Genomic DNA, 17822 nt, shown 5'->3' with positions numbered 1-17822 from the left:
CTCAACGAGGGGCGGCATATGCCATCGTGCGCTTTCCTGGAGCAGGCGCCCGCCCCGCCGCTCCCTCATCGCCCGATACCATGGTGCAGCGCACCACGATGGGGCGCGAGGGCCAGACGCAAGACGGGGGCGCCGGCCTGGCCGACACCCCCGCGGGCAGGACGAACGCCATAGGGCTCAGTCGCCTTCCGGATTACCCGTGCCGGTGGTCACCTTCATGCGACGGCGCAGGAGCGGGCCGACGATGTAGGGCAGGATCAGCCCGAGGCCGGCGAACACCCAGAGGCCGATGGCCAGTCCGCTGTCCCACAGGATGGTCCAGTCGCCGTCGGCGATGTCCATGGCGTGGCGCAGGTTCTTCTCCATCTCCGGCCCCAGCAGCAGGCCGAGGATCACCGGCACCAGCGGGATCTCCAGCTTGCGCAGCACGTAGCCGCCCACCCCGAAGGCCACCATGAAGTACAGATCGAAGGTGGTATTGCTGATCGAGTAGATCCCCACGAAGGCGATCATGGTGACGACCGGCAGCAGGTACATCGGCGGCACCGAGAGCAGCTTGACGAAGATCCCGACCAGCGGAATGTTCAGGATCAGCAGCAGGAAGTTGCCGATCAGCAGTGCGGCGATCACGCCCCAGACGATGTCGGCGTTCTGGGTGAACATCAGCGGACCCGGCGTGATGTTGAGCGAGATCAACAGCGCCAGCAACACGGCCGTGGTGCCGCTGCCCGGCACGCCCAGCGTCAGCATGGGCACCAGCGCCCCGCTGGAGGCGCCGTTGTTGCCGGCCTCGGGACCGGCCACGCCGCGCGGGTCGCCCTTGCCGAAGTAGCCCTTCTTGCCGATCACCTTCTTCTCGAGGGTGTAGCCGATGAAGCTGCCAAGCGACGCGCCGGCGCCCGGCAGCACGCCGGCGATGAAGCCCAGCACCCCGCCCCGAATGCTCGATGGCAGGATGTTGCGGATGTCCTTCCATTTCAGCGTGAGCTTGTTGACGGCCATCTTTTCCTTGCCGCCACCGGCCTTCTCCTCGATGAAGAACAGCAACTCGGAGATGGCGAACAGGCCGACGATGGCGATGATGAAATCCACGCCCTCGTAGAGTTCCAGCACGCCGAAGGTGTAGCGCTGCACGCCGGTGTTGTCGATGCCGACGGTGGCGATCATCAGGCCGATGGCCGCCGCGACGACCGTCTTCATGGGGTTCTTGCCGGTGATGCCGCCCAGAGTGGCAAACGCCAGCAGGAAGAGCGCGAAATACTCGGCCGGTCCGAAGGTCAAGGCGAAGTCGGCCAGCAGCGGCGCCAGCAGGATCAGGCCGATGGTGGCGATCAGACTGCCGATGAAGGAGGCCACGGCGGAGATGGCCAGTGCCTCGGAAGCCTTGCCCTGTTGGGCCATGGGATAGCCGTCCAGGCAGGTCATCATGGCCGGCTCATCACCGGGAATGTTGAGCAGGATCGACGAGATGCGCCCGCCGTACATGGCACCGGCATAGACCGAGGTCAGCATGATCATCGCGGTTTCCGGGGCGAGCCCCAGGGTGAAGGCCAGCGGGATCAGGATCGCCACCCCGTTGGCCGGACCCAGTCCCGGTAACGCCCCGATCAGGGTACCCAGGAAGGCGCCGAGCAAGGCGAACATCAGGTTGTGCGGTGCCAGGGCGACGCCGAACCCGTCCATCAAGAAGCCAAGCGTTTCCATCAACTCACCTCCAGGAACGAGAGCAGGCCCAGCGGCAACGCGAGGTCCAGGGCGAAGTTGAACAGCAGGTACACCACCACACCGGATATTGCCCCGGTGACATAGGCCTTGACCGGATGAGAACCCATGCGCCAGCACAGGGTGCCGACGGCCAGGGTAGTGCTGATGATGAAGCCGAGCGGTTGCAGCAGCGCGGCGTAGAGGATCAGCACGACCACGGCGACGATCAGCTCGATGCCGGTGCGGCTCCAGGGCCAGGCGTTATCCGGGTCCGGCCGCACGATCATGTACAGGCTGGAGAGGGCCAGAACGGCGGCCAGCAGTCGTGGAAAGGTTTCGGGGCCGACGGCCTCGGTCCCGCCGAAGGGTTCGTTGAACTGAGTTGTGCCCCAGCCGTACGCGACGGCCAGGACAATCATCAGTATTCCGAAGATGCGATCATTGAAGGTCATTACTGAATCAACCCGATGTCCTTGGAGAGCTGCTCGATGTCATCGATCTGGCCCTTGACGAAGGTCTCGAACTCACCGGCGCTCATGTGGAAGGGCATCAGGCCGTTGTTGGTCATGACGTCCTTCCACTCCTGGCTGGCGTAGATGGTATCCATGGCGTCCACCCAGTACTGCTTCGCCTCGTCGGAGATATCTGCCGGCATATAGAAGCCACGCCAGTTAGGGCCGACGGCATCGATGCCTTGCTCCTTGGCGGTGGGGATATCGCTGTAATCGCCGGGCAGGCGCTCATCGGACAGTATGGCCAGTACCCGGAGGTCACCGGACTCCATGAAGCCCTGGGCTTCGGTGATGTCGCCGGTGAAGGCATCCACATGGCCACCGATCACCTGAGTCAGAGCCTCACCGCCATTGTTGTAGGAGAGGTAGGGAATGCGCGGCAAGTTCTCGACGCCCGCCGCCTGAGCGGCGATCAAGACCTTGAGGTGATCCCAACCACCCTTGGCGCTGCCACCGGCAAACTTGACGCTGCGCGGGTCTTCCTTGAGGGCCTCCATCATCTCGGGGAGGTCATCGATCTCGGAGTCCACGGATACGCCGATCACGCCATAGTCCGCGCCCAGCGCACCGATCCAGTTGACCATGTCGGCGGTCATGCCCGGAAACTGGCCCTGGGCTAGACGCGTGGTGGTCGCGGTGGAGGCCGCCACCAGCAGCTGCTCATCACCGGCACGCTTGCTGACGGTGTGCGCATAGGCGACCCCACCGCCGGCGCCGGCCATGTTGATGGTCTGCACGCTGCGCGGGACGATATCCAGATCTTCCATCACCTTCCCCACGCTGCGGCAGGTGAAGTCCCAGCCACCACCCGGATCGGCGGGGGCCAGACACTCCACCTTGCCCTCGGGCTCGAAGGCGAAGGCTGTTGCGGCGGTAGTGGCGAGGGCAGTGATCGCTACCAGCTGGACGGGGCGCTTGAGGGTCATGGCGGGCGTTCCTCCTGACATCGGGCTTGTGAAGTCGTTATGTGATGATCGGCTTGCGGAACCTGTCGGCCTTCCTTACAATTCTGTAAGGCAGAACATCGTTCCTCAGGACAGAAAGTTAGGCTCCGGATCATGGAGCGTCAACGCTCCGGCGCCCGATTGCGACCAAAGTTCAAGCCGGCACCGCTCACCCCGTCCACGGCTCGACCCGGCGGAGGGCCCGGCGGAAATAGCCCCGTGAGCACCTCTCATGGGCAGGTGACAAACGCAGGACACAACGGAGGCTCGAACCGCAGATGGCACAGGACCGCGTCGAGGCCGTGGAGCGCGCACTGACCGTGCTCGAGGCCTTCGACTCCGCGCAGGAATACTTCACCCTGGCCGAGCTGGCCCAGGCCACCGGCTACTACAAGAGCACCCTGCTGCGCCTGCTCGGTTCGCTGGCCCGCTTCGACTACGTGCAGCGTGACGACCACGGCCGCTGGCACCTCGGCCATGCCCCGGTGCGCCTGGCGCGTCGGCACCTGCCCGGCCGGCATCTGGCGAGGCGCATCCAGCCCCTGCTGGCCCGCCTGGCGATCGAGTCCGGCGAGACCGCGACCCTGCTCGAGGTGGAGGACGGCATGGCGGAGTGTCGGCTGGTCACGCTGCCCGAGACCGCCCTGCGTCATGACCTGCACCCGGGCGACCGCTGGGCGGTGACGGAGGAAGACGACCCGCGCCCGGCGCTGCCCGGTGGCGCCATGGTGTGCCAGGCGCTGCCCGGTGACGCCATCGAGCCGCCGCGCTGGCTGGCCCTCTCGGGCCCGGCCGGTCGCCTGGATACGCAGCGCGCCAGGGCCGCGCTGGAGGCTGCCGTGGCGGCGCTGGCGGCCGGTCCGGGCAGCGACTCAGGGGAGACGGGGCCATGACACTGCTGCTGGTGGAAGATGATGCCCTGCTGGCCGAGACGCTGACCGAAACCATGCGCCTGGAGGGCCACGAGGTCTGCCACCTCGGCGAGGGCCTGGCGGCACGCGCGCGGCTCTCGGTCGCGGACCATGGCGTCGCGCTGGTGCTGCTCGATCTGAACCTGCCGGGCTGTGGCGGGCTGGAGGTACTCAAGGCCCTGAGGGCGCATGACCGCGCCACTCCGGTGTTGATCCTCACTGCCCGTGGCGCCGTGGAGGACCGGGTCCGCGGCCTCGACCTGGGCGCCGACGACTACCTGGCCAAGCCCTTCGCCCTCGACGAGCTCGAGGCGCGCGTGCGTGCCCTGCTCCGGCGCCGCAGCCCCGCCGCGGCGCTGACGGTGGGGCCCCTCAGGCTCGACACCCAACAGCAGCGCTTCACGCTCCAGGGCGAGCCGCTCACCCTGCCGCCCCGGGAGCAGCGCCTGCTCGCCTGCCTGATGCACCATGCCGGCACGCCGGTGGACAAGGCCCGGCTCGCCGAGGAGGCGTTCCAGGGCGACGCCATGGGCGACAACGCCATCGAGGTCTATGTGCACCGGCTGCGCAAGCGCCTGGCCGGCAGCGCCGTGGCCCTGCGCACGGTGCGCGGCCTGGGCTACCTGCTGGAGGCCGAGTGAAACGCGGCGACAGCCTCTCTCGCCGCCTGCTGGCCTGGCTGCTGCTGCCGCTGCTGGTGCTGGGCAGCCTGATGCTGCTGCAGGCCTGGTTCGAGGCGCGACGCACCGCCGATCGCGCCTTCGACCGCCTGCTCGAGGCCGCCTCCCTGGCCATCGCCGAACAGGTGCAGTGGCAGGACGACCGCCTGTGGCTCGACCTGCCGCCGGCGGCGCTGGAGATGCTGGCCACCGACGCCGAGGAGCGGGTGTTCTATAGCCTGGTCGACCGCCGCGGCCGGATGATCACCGGCAACGCCGAGCTGCCGGGGGATGACCGCGAGGCGCTGTCGGACGACGACACCCTGCTCTACCGCGACGTCGCCTGGCAGGGCCTGTCGCTGCGCCAGGGAGTGCGTCGCACACGCCTCGAGGAGTGGCAGCTGCGTGAGCCCTTCGAGGTGCGCGTCGCCCACAGCCGCGAGGGGCGTGATGCCCTGGCCGGCGAGCTGTGGCGGGCCAACCTGGCGATGATCCTGGCCATGGCGGCGCTGGCGATCGTCGCGCTGCTGCTGGCGATCCGCACCGCCCTGGCCCCGCTGACCCGCCTGCGCCGGGCGATCCGCAGCCGCGATCCGCGCACCCTCGCCCCGCTGGAGCTGCGCCTGCCGCGCGAGCTCGCCGAGCTGCGGGACACCGTCAACGAGCTTCTCGCCCGGATGCGCCGGGTACGCGCCAATCAGGAGCGCTTCATCGGCGATGCCTCGCACCAGCTGCGCACGCCGCTGGCGGGGCTCTCGGCACGCGCCGAGCTGGCCCTCCGCCAGGAGGATCCGGCCCGCTGGCGGGAGGCCCTGGTCGCCATGCAGGCCACCAGTAGCCGCACCGCACGACTGGCGATGCAGCTCCTGTCGCTGACGCGGCTGGCCAACCCCGAGTACCGCCCCGAGCGCGCGCCGCTGTCGCTCAACGCCATCGCCCGGGAGGCGGTACGCGAGCACTGGACGGCCTGCCACCGGGCGGGGGTCGACCTGGGCGTGGCGACCCCCTCAGCCGACGTCGAGATCCCAGGCATCGATTGGCAACTCGCCGAGGCGCTCGGCAATCTGATCGACAATGCCCGTCGCTACGGGGCGCGGCACGTCACGATACGGGTCGGCGAGCAGCCGCCGAGCCTGGCCGTCGAGGACGACGGTCCGGGGATTCCCGCGGCGCGGCGAACGCTGATGCTGCGCCCCTTTCATCGCGATCGTGACGATCTGGAGGGCTCCGGGCTGGGACTCGCCATCGTCGACGGCATCGCCCGCACTCACGGGGCGCGCCTCACGCTCTCCGAGGGACCCGACGACCACGGGCTACGCGTGGCGCTGTCCTTTCCCGACGCTTCCCCGATGAACCCTCCAGGAGACGCCCCATGACCGCCCTCTCCCGGCACCTCCGACGCGGCTTGCTGCTGCTCATGCTGGCGGGCCCCGCCGCCCTCGCCGACGAGAACCTGCGCTACCCCGCCACGCCCGGTGGCGACGCCGCCTCGGCGCTGGTGATCCACGGCGCCCTGGACCTCCACCAGGTGCGACCGCTGCTGGACGCCTTTCACCGCGACCATCCCCAGTTCGCCCTGCACTACCGCAACCTGACCACCCTGGCCCTGCACGAGCGGTTCCTGAAGGCGCCCGCGGAAGCCGACGTGCTGATCTCCTCGGCCATGCCCTGGCAGTATCGGCTGGCCAACGACGGCCATGCGCAGCCGCTTCAGACGCCCGCGGCCAGGCGCTGGCCGGCCTGGGCCCGCTGGCGCAAAGAGCTCTTCGCCGTCACCTTCGAGCCCATCGTGATGGTGGTGAACGAGACGGTCATCGAGCGCTTCGGCGAGGTGCGCAGCCACGCCGACCTGCTGGCGCTGCTGGAGCGCCAGGACGAGTCGCTGCGCGGCCGCGTGGTAACCTACGACCCGGCGATCAGCGGCGCGGGCTACACCTATGCCATCGAGGAGTCGCGGCTCTCGCCGCGCTACTGGGAGCTGGTGGCGGCACTGGGCGAGGCCGAGGCCGCCCTGGCGGGGACCACCGGGGAGATGCTGGAGGGATTGATCGAGGGTCGTTATCTGGTGGGTTACAACCTGCTGGGCAGCTACGCCCGGGAGCGACTGGCCGACCAGCCACAGCTCAAGATCGTGGTGCCCGAGGACTACGCCCTGGTCACCCAGCGCCTGGCCCTGATGCCGCGCCTGGCGCCCCACCCCGAGGCGGCCCGGCGTTTCCTCGACTACCTGATCGGCGAGACGGGTCAGGGGGTACTGGCAAGAGACACGATGCTGGGCGCCATTCACCCCTCACTCGAGGGACCGGGCACAGCGGCCGCGCTGCGACGGCAGCGCGGCGAGGCGCTGCGTCCGATCACCCTGGGCCCCGGCCTGCTGGCGACCCTGGACGATCTCAAGCGAGAGGCGCTATTGAGCCGCTGGCGACGCGAGTTCACGCGACGCCAGCGCCGCTGAGCCATCGCTGGCGGATGATTCAGCGGACGTAGGAGATCTCCACCGGCACGGTGCCCCGCTTGAGCATGCCGAGCGCCTTGGCGGCCCGCTTGGAGAGATCGATGATGCGCCCCTTGGCATAGGGCCCGCGATCATTGATCAGCACCTCGACCTCGCGGCCGGTGTCCTCGCGGGTCACCGTGACCCGGGTGCCGAACGGCAGCGTGGGGTGGGCGGCCGTGAGGGCCTGCTGGTCGAAGCGCTCGCCACTCGCCGTGGTGCGGCCCTGGAAGCGGTCGCTGTAGAAAGACGCCACACCCTGCTGGGTCTTGGCCTCGGTCTCGTGGGCCTGCCCCGTGCCGGCGTAGCCAACCATCAGCCACCCCGCCACGCAGCAGGTCAGAATCAGTCGGGAGCGAATCCCCATGCGGTCACCTCATGACATACCGTAGTGCGCCGAATCTCGCATCCAGCGATCAGGCGCCATGGTCGAGGGTCGGCGGCGAGGGGTGCTTGCCCTGCAGCCAACCCGAGCTGTTGGCCCGAGCCTGGTCGAACCAGGCCAGACGATCGTGCAGTGTCACGACACCGCCGACGACGATCAGCGTCGGTGGTCGGATAGTAACCACTTCGCCTGTCGGCGGCAACTTTTCCAGGGTGCCGACGTGCACCCGCTGGCGTGCCGTGGTGCCCTGCTCGATCAGCGCCACGGGGGTCTCGGGCGCCAGTCCATGGGCCTGCAGCTGCTCGCCGATCAGCGCCAGGCTGCCCAGCCCCATGTAGAACACCAGGGTCTGGCCGGGGCCGGCCAGCGTCGGCCAGTCCAGGTCGCTGCTGCCGTTGCGCAGGTGGCCGGTGACGAAGCGCACCGACTGGGCGTGATCGCGGTGAGTCAGCGGGATGCCGGCATAGGCCGCACAGCCCGATGCCGCGGTGATGCCGGGCACCACCTCCACCATGATTCCCGCGTCGACCAGCGTCTCGAGTTCCTCTCCGCCGCGACCGAAGATGAAGGGATCGCCGCCCTTGAGGCGCACCACCCGCTTGCCCGCCCGGGCCCAGTCGACCAGGGCCTGATTGATGCCCTCCTGGGGCACGCTGTGCCGCGAACGCTCCTTGCCGACATAGAGGCGATGGGCCTCGGGCCCCGCCAGGGCCAGGATCTCGTCGCTGACCAGGCGGTCATGGAGGATCACCTCGGCGGTCTGGAGACGCCGCCACGCCTTGAGAGTGAGCAGTTCCGGGTCTCCCGGGCCGGCCCCGACCAGGCTGACACAGCCCGGCGGGAAGGCCGAGCCCGCCGGCATCCTCGTCGCCGCCTTGTCTCGCCCCATCGCACGCTCGGAACCGGTCTGCATATTCCAACAACCTCAGTAATCATTGATGATTTATGCATTATGGTAATTAACCGGCGACTCGGATACCACGACTCCCTTGGCACAAGGCTATAACCGATGGTTTCAGCATCGAGAGCCCAGAGCCAATGGCCCTAGAGCTGGGAGTGCCAGGCCGATGGTTCACTTCCCTCGCCCGAAACGACATCGCCCCCGCGGGGCGGGGGCGATGTTGACGCATTCGATAAGGCCGGCTCAGGAGCAGAGCGTTCGCCGCAGGCGGGGGCTTGCGAGTTCGCCAAGCAGGGTAACCGCCACCAGGATCGCCAGCAGCCAGGGCCAGTGCAGGCCGAATTCCACGCGGGTGATGCCCAGGGCATCGACGAAGATCATCAGGATCCCCAGCGGGCTGACGTAGCGCACCATGAACAGCCAGAGTGCATGCCAGCCAGGCGACAGGCCGAGCTCCTCCCGGAAGGATTCGCTCTTCAATACGAACCCGGCCAGCATCACCATGCCCAGACCGCCCAGCGGCATCATCCAGCGCGAGGTCAGGTAGTCGAGCCAGTCGAAGAAGTGCTTGCCGGCCAAGGTCCAGTCGGCGCCGACGTTGAAGGAGAGCATCGCCAGGGTGCTGACCAGCCACAGCACGATGCCCGTGCCCCAGGAGGCCGTGCGCCGCGAGATCCCCTTGTTGTCGGTGAGCCACGAGACCGTGGCCTCGACCATGGAGATCGACGAGGTCAGCGCAGCCATGGAGAGCATCACGAAGAACAGGATGCCGAACAGGGTGCCCATGGGGATGGCCTGGAAGGCTAGCGGCAGGCTCATGAAGATCAGGCCGGGGCCGCTGCTCGGGCTCATGCCGTTGGCGAAGATCACCGGAAAGATCGCCAGCCCCGCCATCAGCGCTACCACGGTATCGGCCAGCGCCACGGAGAGCGTGGTACGCGCGATCGAGGTGGTCGCGGGCAGATAGCTGCCATAGGTGAGGATGGCACCGGAGGCCAGCGACAGGGTAAAGAAGGCATGGCCCAGCGCGGCCAGCATGCCCTCGCTGGAGAGGCGGCCGGCGTCGAAGGAGAACAGGAAGTCGACCGCCGCCGGGAAGCCGCCGGAGAACACGCCATAGCCGATCAGCAGCAGCAGCATCAGCACCATGCCGGGCATCATCCAGCTGACGCTCTTCTCGATGCCGGCCTGCACGCCCTTGCCGACGATCACCATGGTCGCCACGGTGACCAGGGTGCTCCAGAACCCGAGGTTCAGGGGGCTTGCGTTGTTGGCCCCGAAGATCGCCGCCATCTCGTCGACGCTGGAGCCCGTTAGACCGCCGCTCAGCATCTTCCAGAGGTAGGAGAAGGACCAGCCCGCCACCACCACATAGAACGACAGGATCAAAAAACCACAGAGCATAGCCATCCAGCCGAGCAGCGACCAGGCCGAGCCGCGGCCCGACTCGGCGATGACGCGTCGCAGGGCATCGACCGGGCTTCCGCGGCCACGACGCCCCAGGGCGATCTCGGTCATCATCACCGGCACCCCGACGGCCAGGATGCAGGCCAGGTAGACCAGCACGAAGGCGCCGCCGCCGAACTCGCCGGTGATGTAGGGAAACTTCCAGATATTACCCAGGCCCACGGCGGATCCGGTCGCCGCCAGGATGAAGCCCCAGCGGCCGAGCCACTGGGTTCGGGGTTGCGCGTTGGTTGTCATATCACACCAGGGGTCACGGAGGTTCTTTCCGACACCGCGAGGCATCGCCAGCAAGCGACTATTGTGACGGATTTTATCGTGATTGGGCAGACGCACGGCCGATTGTGCTGCCCATCTCCGCCAGGGCCTTGCGAAGATGCGCTGCAGAGGACGCTTCGCATCAGCACCAGGCCGCCAGCCTCGATCGCGACGGCATTCCAGCACGGACTGTGTGTACCACGCGTGAAGCCCCACGGTTGAGGCCGGCTGGTCTATGCTGGTGGGCAGCAGTGGCATTTGGCACGGCGACGCCGCGCTCGTCAGCCTGTCAGCCGGTACGCGCCCGGGAGGACACCATGACCAGTGACACCCGTATCGGACCGATCACCCTGCCCGACACCCGGGCTAGACGCGTCGTCGAACGCCTACTGGAGGGATCCGGCGTCACGCTCAACGGTGATGCTCCCCAGGATATTCGCGTGCTGCATCCCGACGTCTTCTCGCGCATCCTCCACCAAGGCACCCTGGGCCTCGGCGAGACCTACATGGAGGGCTGGTGGGAGTGTGAGCGCATCGATCAGATGGCGACCCGAATGCTGCTGCACGGCCTGGGCCAGCATGCCCGCACGCCGTCGGAAAAACTCATCTACCGGCTGCAGTCGGGATTTCGCAACCTGCAGAGCAGGACCCGTGCCTACATGGTCGGCGAGGTGCACTACGACCTGGGCAACGATCTCTTCGAGCGCATGCTCGACGAGACCATGTGCTACTCCTGCGGGTACTGGAAGGAGGCCGATGATCTCGCCGCCGCCCAGCGGGCCAAGCTCGAACTGGCGTGTCAGAAGCTCGACCTGAGGCCGGGCATGAGGGTTCTCGATATCGGCTGCGGCTGGGGCAGTTTCGCCGCGCATGCGGCCCGACACCACGGCGTGGAGGTCACCGGCATCACCATTTCTAAAGAGCAGGCGGCCCTGGCCCGTGAGCGCTGCGCCGATCTGCCGGTGGAGATACTGCTGCAGGATTACCGCGACCTCGACGGCCTCTTCGATCGGATCGTCTCCATCGGCATGTTCGAGCATGTGGGGCACCGCAATTACGGCACCTATTTCGAGACTATCCGGCGCCTGATGCCGTCGGACGGCCTCTTCCTCCTGCATACCATCGGCGCCAACCGCTCCCAGATATCGGCGGATCCCTGGATCCATCGCTACATCTTCCCCAACGGGACCCTGCCCTCGGCCATGCACATCGCTCGCGCCAGCGAGGATCACCTGATGATGGAGGACTGGCAGAACTTCGGCCCGGACTACGACCGAACGCTGATGGCCTGGCTCGCCAATGTCGATGCCCACTGGCACGAGATCGCCCCGCGCTACAACGAACGTACCCGCCGGATGTTCCGCTACTACCTGTCGGTCTGTGCAGGCGCCTTTCGCGCCCGCCATCTCCAGCTCTGGCAGGTGGTCTTCTCTCGTGGTCGCGCCCAGCGGTACGATGCGCCGCGCTGATCCACGGCCAGGCCGTCACTGCGTGAGCAGGATACGGGGCAAATCACCTAAGTCTTTTTGTCGGCAATCGCCTACACCTCAAGAGGGATAGGCAGTACCCTAGCGGGGCGGCATAATGCCGAGCGTCATTACGCGACGTGCCACCCGCGACCGCCCCCCAGCCGCTCGCTGGGCAGGACAATGACAATAACGACACTCGCTGTGCGCAGCAGGGATACAAGGACACCCGCATGCCCTCCAACGATGTCCTGCCGGGAAGAACACTCTCACCCCCCCAGTGGCGACTCGAATTGAACGAGCAGTTGCCCGGCGTGATCTTCCAGCTGCATCGCGCGCCGAATGGCCACCTGCATTTTCCCTATCTGGCCGGCAGCGGTGCGGGGCTAGACGGCCTCGACCGAGACGAACTGGCGCAGAACGCCCTGCCCGCCCTGGAGCGCCTGGCCGAACCGGACTATCCGCGGCTGATGGCCATCATCGAACGCTCGGCCCGCTCGGACACCCCCATCGCCACCACCTTCCGGCTGCGCCTGACCGATGAGCGCATGCGCTGGATCGCCGTGCGCGCCCAACCCCGCCGCGTCGAAAGCGGCACGCTCTGGGTCGGCCTGATGATCGACATCACCGAGCAGATGATCGAGGAGGACCGCCTGCGCCGGCTCTCGGACACCGACGATCTCACCGGCCTGGCCAATCGACGCAAGCTGATGAAGCGCCTCGAAGAAGAGATCTCACTGAGCAACCGCCACGGGCTCCCGCTGTCGCTGATGATGCTCGATCTCGACCACTTCAAGTCGATCAACGATACCTGGGGCCACCTGCAGGGGGACCAGGTGCTGCGCGAGATCGCCAGTCTGTGCCAGGGCATCCTGCGCGAGGAGGACCTGATGGCCCGGCTCGGCGGCGAGGAGTTCGCGGTGCTGCTCCCGCTCACGCCCGAGTCGCATTGCCGACAGCTGGCAGAGCGGCTCTGCCGGCGAATCGCTGACCATGATTTCGGCGTCGGGCGCGGCCACATCACCATCAGCATCGGTATCGCCGAACACCGCGTCGGCGACTCCCGCGAGATCCTCATGCAGCGCGTCGACGACAGCCTCTATGCCGCCAAGCACGGCGGGCGCAACCGGGTGATGGCCAGCGCCTAGTCCAACTCTCTAAAAAGGGCCGGCCGGGTGAGTCTCAAGATGGCTCGCCCCCGAGGTGATCGAGAAACCACCGGGCGGCATGGGCCTCGACCCGTTCCAGGGTACCGGGCTCCTCGAAGAGGTGGGTGGCACCGGGCACGATCAGCAGTTCGCGAGGGCAGCAGAGTCGCGCCATGGCCTGCTCGTTAAGCCGGATGACCTGGGTGTCATCGCCGCCGACCAGCAGCAGCGTCGGCGCCCTCACCCGCGGCAAGGCCTCCCCGGCGAGGTCGGGTCGTCCTCCACGTGACACCACCGCCCTCACCCGCGCCGGCCGATCGGCCGCCGCGATGAGCGCCGCCGCGGCCCCGGTGCTGGCGCCGAACAGGCCGATCCCGAGCCCTCGGGACTCCGGCGCCGCGGCGACCCATTCCACCGCGCCGCTCATGCGCGCTCCGATCAGCGCAATATCGAAGCGCAGCGCCCGGGTCCGCTCGTCGATCAGGCTCTCCTCCGGCGTCAGCAGATCGAACAGCAGGGTCGCCAATCCCTTTTCGGCCAGGTGGTGTGCCACCCGGCGATTGCGGAGGCTGAAGCGGCTGCTGCCGCTGCCGTGGGCGAACACCACGATGCCCGCCGGGGCCTTGGGCAGCAGCAGGTTACCCTCCAGGGCGACACCGGACGTCTGGATCTCGAGATCATGCTCGGTCATGGACATGCTCCCAGCCGGGCCCGCCATTCTCGGCGGGGATACCCGAAGTATAGGGACTTCGTCGATCGGCAGGCCTGTCGGCGGACGCGAGTCGCCCGAGACCGTTATACTGGACGGATACTCAGTGAACCTCCAACGACTCGGCAGGGAGAGCCCCATGATCCAGCAGACGCTCGCACAGGTCTTCGGCTACGACGACTTCCGCCCCGGCCAGCGGCCGGTGATCGAGACGATCGTGGCCGGCCGCTCGGCGGCGGCCATCTTCCCCACCGGCTCCGGCAAATCGCTCTGCTATCAGCTGCCCGCCCTGCACCTCCCGCACCTGACGCTGGTGATCTCGCCCCTGCTGGCCCTGATGCAGGATCAGCTGGCCTTCCTGGCGCGCCACGGCATTACCGCCGCCAGCCTCGATTCCGGCCAGAGCCGCGAGGAGGCGGCGGCGGTGATGGAGGGCGTCAAGCGCGGCGACATCCGGATCCTGATGGTCTCGGTCGAGCGCCTCAAGAACGAGCGCTTCCGGGCCTTCATCCGCCGCGTACCGATCTCGCTGATGGTGGTCGACGAGGCGCACTGCATCTCCGAGTGGGGGCATAACTTCCGGCCGGACTACCTCAAGCTGCCCGCCTACCGCCGGGAGTTCGGCATTCCGCAAGTGCTGCTGCTCACCGCCACGGCCACGCCGCGGGTCATCGACGACATGCGCGGCCGCTTCGACATCGCGCCGGAGGATGTCACCGGCACCGGCTTCTATCGCGCCAACCTCGACCTGCAGGTCTCCCCGGTGCCCGCCGATCAGCGCCCGCGCCGGCTGGTGGAGTGGCTACGGCCGAAATTCGAACCGGGGCCGCCCCAGCCCACCATCGTCTACGTCACCCTGCAGCAGACCGCCGAGCGCCTGGCCGCCTATCTCCAGAAGGCCGGCCTGCACGCGACGGCCTACCACGCGGGGCTCGACGCCGACCGACGCGATGCGATCCAGCGGGACTTCATGGCGGGGCTAACGCCCTGCATCGTTGCCACCATCGCCTTCGGCATGGGCATCGACAAGGCCGACATCCGCAACGTGGTGCACTTCGACCTGCCGAAGTCCATCGAGAACTACAGCCAGGAGATCGGCCGTGCCGGCCGGGATGGCCTGCCCTCGAACTGTCTGATGCTGGCTGGGCGCGATCATCTCGAGGTGCTGGAGAACTTCGTCTATGGCGATACGCCGGAGCATCACGGCATTCGTCGCGTGATCGACACCCTGCAGGCCGCCGGTCGCGAATGGGAGCTGATGCTCAACGCCCTGTCGCGGCACAGCAATATCCGCCCCCTGCCGCTCAAGACCCTGCTCGTGCAGCTCGAGCTGCGCGGCATCATTGCCCCGCGCTACAGCTACTTCGCCGACTACCGCTTCCGGCTGGCGGACGAGCCGGAGGCGCTGGTGGCTCGCTTCCAGGACGAGCGGCGCGCCTTCGTCCAGGCGATCCTCGACGCCTCGTCCCGGGCCCGTACCTGGTACACCCTGGACTTTGCCGCCCTGGAGGCGCTGGGCGCCGAGCGCGGGCTCGATACCCGGCGCGGGCGCGTCATCACCGCCCTGGAGTACTTCGTCGAGAAGGGCTGGATGACACTCGAGAGCAAGCAGATGACCGAGGTCTACGAGGTGCTCGCCCGAGAGGCCGACCCGGCGGCGCTCACCGATGACCTGTACCGCTATTTCCGCGACAAGGAGGGCGCCGAAATCGCGCGCCTCGAGGCCATGCTGGCACTCTTCGAGAGCGATGGCTGCCTCAGCCGGCGCCTGGCCGACTGGTTCGGTGATGCCCGGGCGCCCGAGCGCTGCGGCCACTGCTCGGCCTGCCGGGGCCAGGTGGCGCACCTGCCCGCCGCGGCGAAGGCAGCGCCCCCGGCGCCCCAGGACCTCGATGCGCTATGCGCCCCCTTCCTTGAGCGACTCGGCGAGGCCGGCGAGGGTCATCCGGCCACGCCGGACCTGCTGACCCGCTTTCTCTGCGGGATCACCGCCCCGCTCTTCACGCCGCTGAAGGCACGTCAGCTGCCAGGCTTCGCCGCCCTCGAGGGGGTTCCCTATGGCGAGGTGCGCGAGCGGGTCGCCGACGCAATGCCCCGGATGGCGATATCCTCTACTGCTCGCTGAGCGAGGCTCGAAAGCGAGGCCAGAACACAGGCATCAGGTCTCGCAGAGGCTGCGCGAAGCGTTACAGACGGGCAGGGCTATCGCAGTTACCGGAATCAAGAGGCGCTGGGGACAAGCCGAAGAGGAGTTCCTACGCCAGGGGTGAGGAGGATTCCTCCGAACGGGCTGGCCATGGATGGCCAGCACCGGTCCTGCAAGCGAAGCAGGATGCGAGAGCGCCGCAGGGCGTCGGTAGCGCCCAAGGAGGGGTTCACAGCGCCTCATCGCTGGTCCGACACTTCGGGGCTAGTCACCAGGTCAGCCTCGAGCTACCGAGCTGCCAAAATATCTCCGAGAGCCCTGTACAGACGGGGCGTCGGCTTGACGACCCGACGCTGCTGCACGACCTTTCTCGACAGGAGATCGGCGTGATGCATCACGCCGAGACTGCCCTTTTCGACGATCAGGAGGTGACCATGAGCCAGCTTTCCGACCAGCCCTGCGAGGCGTGCCGAAAGGACGCTCCCCACGTGACCCAGGCCGAGATCGAGCAGTTCGGGGCCGAGATCCCCGAGTGGCAGATCGTCGAGCGCGATGGCATCATGAAGCTCGAGCGGAGCTTCACGTTCCGCGACTTCCAGCAGGCCCTCGACTTCACCCATCGCGTCGGCGAGATCGCCGAAGAGGCCGGACACCATCCGGCCCTGTTGACCGAATGGGGCAAGGTCACCGTGACCTGGTGGTCTCACGAGATGAAGGGCCTGCACAAGAACGATTTCATTCTTGCCGCCAGAACTGACGAGGTAGCGACGTAAATGTTCGAGAAAATTGAGCGGGTTCCCGGGGACGCAATCCTCGGTCTGATCGAGGCCTTCAAGAAGGACACTAATCCCCAGAAGGTCGATCTCGGCGTGGGTGTCTACAAGGACGATCAGGGCAACACCCCGATCATGCGCGCCGTGAAGGAAGCCGAGGCCCTGCTGCTCAAGAACGAGACCACCAAGACCTACATCGGCTCGCACGGCGCGCCGGCGTACGGCCAGGCGGTGCTGCCCATGGTGCTGGGCGAGGGATCGGCGGTACTCGAGGCCGGTCGTGCCAGTGCCACCCAGTCCCCCGGCGGCACCGGTGCCCTGCGCCTGGCGGCAGACTTCATCGCCAAGCAGCTGCCCGGGAAGGACGTCTGGGTCAGCGATCCGACCTGGCCGAACCACCTGGGCATCTTCCCGGCCGCCGGCCTGACCCTGCACAAGTATCCCTACGTCGATGCCGAGAACCGGCTGGACTTCGACGGCATGCTCGGCGCGCTCAAGCAGATTCCGGAAGGCGACGTGGTGCTGCTGCACGCCTGCTGCCACAACCCCACCGGCTTCGACCTGTCCCAGGACCAGTGGCAGCAGGTGCTGGAAGTGGTTCGCGAGCGCCGCCTGCTGCCGCTGATCGACTTCGCCTACCAGGGCTTCGGCGCGGGGCTCGACGAGGACGCCTATGGGGTGCGCCTGCTGGCCGAGAATCTCGATGAGGTGATCATCACCAGCTCCTGCTCCAAGAACTTCGGCATCTACTGCGAGCGTACCGGCTGCCTGATCCTGGTGGCGAAGGATGCCGAGCAGATGGAGAACGTCCGCTCCCAGGTGGCCATCGTCGCCCGCGAGAACTACTCCAATCCGCCGGCCCATGGCGGTGCCATCGTCAGCGAGATCCTGCACTCGGCCGAGCTTGCCACCATCTGGCGCGAGGAACTCACCGAGATGCGCGATCGCATCAACACGCTGCGTCGCGACTTCGTCGAGGCCTTGAAGCCCTATGGCCTGGACCAGAAGTATGCCTGCGTCGCCGAGCAGCGCGGCATGTTCTCCTACACCGGCCTGACGCCCGATCAGGTCGATCGCCTGCGTGACGAATTCGGGATCTACATGGTGCGCTCCGGCCGCGCCAACGTGGCCGGCTTCTCGCACGAGAACCTGCCCTACCTGGCCAAGGCGATCGCCGCGGTCAACTGATCTCGGCCGTCCCCCAACCGATAACGCCCGGGCCTATTGAACTGACCCCCAATCGTTGGACGGTTGGTTCTCTTAACCGGTAGCCATGGCCTGAGCCCTGTATTGCACGGGGCTCAGGCCTTTTAGTTTCTGCTTGATTCGCTGATGGTTGTAGTAGTGG

17 protein-coding genes are annotated in these 17822 nt (G+C 67.3%); 9 read left to right on the top strand and 8 right to left on the bottom strand.

The features are described 5' to 3' along the window. Window positions 1-177: 177 nt before the first annotated feature. The 3 genes from ABE957_RS17595 to ABE957_RS17585 are packed head-to-tail and all read right to left on the bottom strand — an operon-like array spanning window position 178 to window position 3142. A complete protein-coding gene (locus ABE957_RS17595; protein ID WP_349759969.1) occupies window positions 178-1704 on the bottom strand; it encodes a tripartite tricarboxylate transporter permease in 1527 nt (508 codons plus the stop codon). Further along, window positions 1704-2156, bottom strand: a complete 453-nt coding sequence (locus ABE957_RS17590) for a tripartite tricarboxylate transporter TctB family protein (protein WP_349759968.1) — start codon at window positions 2154-2156, stop codon at window positions 1704-1706. Before ABE957_RS17590 ends, ABE957_RS17595 begins: the two co-directional genes overlap by 1 nt. Continuing rightward, entirely contained in the window at window positions 2156-3142 is a 987-nt protein-coding gene (locus ABE957_RS17585; RefSeq protein ID WP_349759967.1) for a Bug family tripartite tricarboxylate transporter substrate binding protein, read from the bottom strand. The genes ABE957_RS17590 and ABE957_RS17585 overlap by 1 nt, the downstream gene beginning before the upstream one ends. A 296-nt stretch (window positions 3143-3438) precedes the next feature. Here ABE957_RS17585 and ABE957_RS17580 point away from each other — a divergent pair, with 296 nt between their 5' ends. Genes ABE957_RS17580 through ABE957_RS17565 form a run of 4 tightly spaced genes read left to right on the top strand, consistent with a single transcriptional unit; the run spans window position 3439 to window position 7185 of the window. Continuing rightward, complete coding sequence (locus ABE957_RS17580; RefSeq protein WP_349759966.1) at window positions 3439-4053, top strand: helix-turn-helix domain-containing protein; 615 nt, start codon at window positions 3439-3441, stop codon at window positions 4051-4053. Next, window positions 4050-4712: a response regulator transcription factor gene (locus ABE957_RS17575; RefSeq protein ID WP_349759965.1), complete on the top strand. Its 663-nt coding sequence runs from the start codon at window positions 4050-4052 to the stop codon at window positions 4710-4712. Before ABE957_RS17580 ends, ABE957_RS17575 begins: the two co-directional genes overlap by 4 nt. Beyond that, window positions 4709-6106, top strand: a complete 1398-nt coding sequence (locus ABE957_RS17570; protein WP_349759964.1) for a sensor histidine kinase — start codon at window positions 4709-4711, stop codon at window positions 6104-6106. Before ABE957_RS17575 ends, ABE957_RS17570 begins: the two co-directional genes overlap by 4 nt. Further along, entirely contained in the window at window positions 6103-7185 is a 1083-nt protein-coding gene (locus ABE957_RS17565) for an ABC transporter substrate-binding protein (protein ID WP_349759963.1), read from the top strand. The genes ABE957_RS17570 and ABE957_RS17565 overlap by 4 nt, the downstream gene beginning before the upstream one ends. A 19-nt stretch (window positions 7186-7204) precedes the next feature. Here ABE957_RS17565 and ABE957_RS17560 read toward each other — a convergent pair whose 3' ends face one another. From ABE957_RS17560 to ABE957_RS17550, 3 genes are all read right to left on the bottom strand, one after another. Next, entirely contained in the window at window positions 7205-7591 is a 387-nt protein-coding gene (locus ABE957_RS17560; RefSeq protein WP_432765430.1) for a septal ring lytic transglycosylase RlpA family protein, read from the bottom strand. 49 nt (window positions 7592-7640) lie between these two features. Continuing rightward, a complete protein-coding gene (cobA, locus tag ABE957_RS17555; RefSeq protein ID WP_432765431.1) occupies window positions 7641-8498 on the bottom strand; it encodes a uroporphyrinogen-III C-methyltransferase in 858 nt (285 codons plus the stop codon). A gap of 255 nt (window positions 8499-8753) precedes the next feature. Further along, window positions 8754-10214 (bottom strand): sodium-dependent transporter, encoded by a 1461-nt coding sequence (locus ABE957_RS17550; protein ID WP_349759962.1) that lies wholly within the window; start codon window positions 10212-10214, stop codon window positions 8754-8756. Between the two features lie 335 nt (window positions 10215-10549). Between ABE957_RS17550 and cfa the strand changes: the two genes are divergently transcribed. Then, complete coding sequence (gene cfa / locus ABE957_RS17545; RefSeq protein WP_349759961.1) at window positions 10550-11701, top strand: cyclopropane fatty acyl phospholipid synthase; 1152 nt, start codon at window positions 10550-10552, stop codon at window positions 11699-11701. A 230-nt stretch (window positions 11702-11931) separates the two neighbouring features. After that, window positions 11932-12846: a GGDEF domain-containing protein gene (locus ABE957_RS17540; RefSeq protein WP_349759960.1), complete on the top strand. Its 915-nt coding sequence runs from the start codon at window positions 11932-11934 to the stop codon at window positions 12844-12846. 34 nt (window positions 12847-12880) lie between these two features. Here the strand turns inward: ABE957_RS17540 and ABE957_RS17535 are convergent, their stop codons facing one another. Further along, window positions 12881-13537, bottom strand: a complete 657-nt coding sequence (locus tag ABE957_RS17535) for a dienelactone hydrolase family protein (protein WP_349759959.1) — start codon at window positions 13535-13537, stop codon at window positions 12881-12883. 157 nt (window positions 13538-13694) lie between these two features. On the opposite strand from ABE957_RS17535, the gene ABE957_RS17530 reads away from it, so the two are divergent. From ABE957_RS17530 to ABE957_RS17520, 3 genes are all read left to right on the top strand, one after another. Then, window positions 13695-15680, top strand: a complete 1986-nt coding sequence (locus ABE957_RS17530) for a RecQ family ATP-dependent DNA helicase (protein WP_349759958.1) — start codon at window positions 13695-13697, stop codon at window positions 15678-15680. Between the two features lie 455 nt (window positions 15681-16135). After that, on the top strand, window positions 16136-16474 hold the full coding sequence (locus tag ABE957_RS17525; protein ID WP_349759957.1) for a 4a-hydroxytetrahydrobiopterin dehydratase: 339 nt from the start codon (window positions 16136-16138) through the stop codon (window positions 16472-16474). Beyond that, window positions 16475-17662 carry an amino acid aminotransferase gene (locus ABE957_RS17520; RefSeq protein WP_349759956.1) on the top strand — a complete coding sequence of 396 codons (1188 nt, stop codon included), beginning with the start codon at window positions 16475-16477 and terminating at the stop codon, window positions 17660-17662. It begins immediately after the preceding gene. 72 nt (window positions 17663-17734) lie between these two features. On the opposite strand, the gene ABE957_RS17515 is transcribed toward ABE957_RS17520, so the two are convergent. Continuing rightward, window positions 17735-17822 (bottom strand): IS3 family transposase (locus ABE957_RS17515; protein ID WP_349758561.1); only part of this gene is annotated, 88 nt, incomplete at its 5' end.

This window comes from Halomonas pelophila (assembly GCF_040196315.1).
Taxonomy (GTDB): domain Bacteria; phylum Pseudomonadota; class Gammaproteobacteria; order Pseudomonadales; family Halomonadaceae; genus Halomonas; species Halomonas pelophila.
This window is presented reverse-complemented; position numbering and strand designations above follow the sequence as displayed.

Excerpts from the sequence above, each read along its gene's own strand:
- ABE957_RS17595 (WP_349759969.1), bottom strand. The coding sequence starts at position 1,704 with ATGGAAACGCTTGGCTTCTTGATGGACGGGTTCGGCGTCGCCCTGGCA.
- ABE957_RS17590 (WP_349759968.1), bottom strand. The coding sequence starts at position 2,156 with ATGACCTTCAATGATCGCATCTTCGGAATACTGATGATTGTCCTGGCC.
- ABE957_RS17585 (WP_349759967.1), bottom strand. The coding sequence starts at position 3,142 with ATGACCCTCAAGCGCCCCGTCCAGCTGGTAGCGATCACTGCCCTCGCC.
- ABE957_RS17580 (WP_349759966.1), top strand. The coding sequence starts at position 3,439 with ATGGCACAGGACCGCGTCGAGGCCGTGGAGCGCGCACTGACCGTGCTC.
- ABE957_RS17575 (WP_349759965.1), top strand. The coding sequence starts at position 4,050 with ATGACACTGCTGCTGGTGGAAGATGATGCCCTGCTGGCCGAGACGCTG.
- ABE957_RS17565 (WP_349759963.1), top strand. The coding sequence starts at position 6,103 with ATGACCGCCCTCTCCCGGCACCTCCGACGCGGCTTGCTGCTGCTCATG.
- ABE957_RS17560 (WP_432765430.1), bottom strand. The coding sequence starts at position 7,591 with ATGGGGATTCGCTCCCGACTGATTCTGACCTGCTGCGTGGCGGGGTGG.
- cobA (WP_432765431.1), bottom strand. The coding sequence starts at position 8,498 with ATGGGGCGAGACAAGGCGGCGACGAGGATGCCGGCGGGCTCGGCCTTC.
- ABE957_RS17550 (WP_349759962.1), bottom strand. The coding sequence starts at position 10,214 with ATGACAACCAACGCGCAACCCCGAACCCAGTGGCTCGGCCGCTGGGGC.
- cfa (WP_349759961.1), top strand. The coding sequence starts at position 10,550 with ATGACCAGTGACACCCGTATCGGACCGATCACCCTGCCCGACACCCGG.
- ABE957_RS17540 (WP_349759960.1), top strand. The coding sequence starts at position 11,932 with ATGCCCTCCAACGATGTCCTGCCGGGAAGAACACTCTCACCCCCCCAG.
- ABE957_RS17535 (WP_349759959.1), bottom strand. The coding sequence starts at position 13,537 with ATGACCGAGCATGATCTCGAGATCCAGACGTCCGGTGTCGCCCTGGAG.
- ABE957_RS17530 (WP_349759958.1), top strand. The coding sequence starts at position 13,695 with ATGATCCAGCAGACGCTCGCACAGGTCTTCGGCTACGACGACTTCCGC.
- ABE957_RS17525 (WP_349759957.1), top strand. The coding sequence starts at position 16,136 with ATGAGCCAGCTTTCCGACCAGCCCTGCGAGGCGTGCCGAAAGGACGCT.
- ABE957_RS17520 (WP_349759956.1), top strand. The coding sequence starts at position 16,475 with ATGTTCGAGAAAATTGAGCGGGTTCCCGGGGACGCAATCCTCGGTCTG.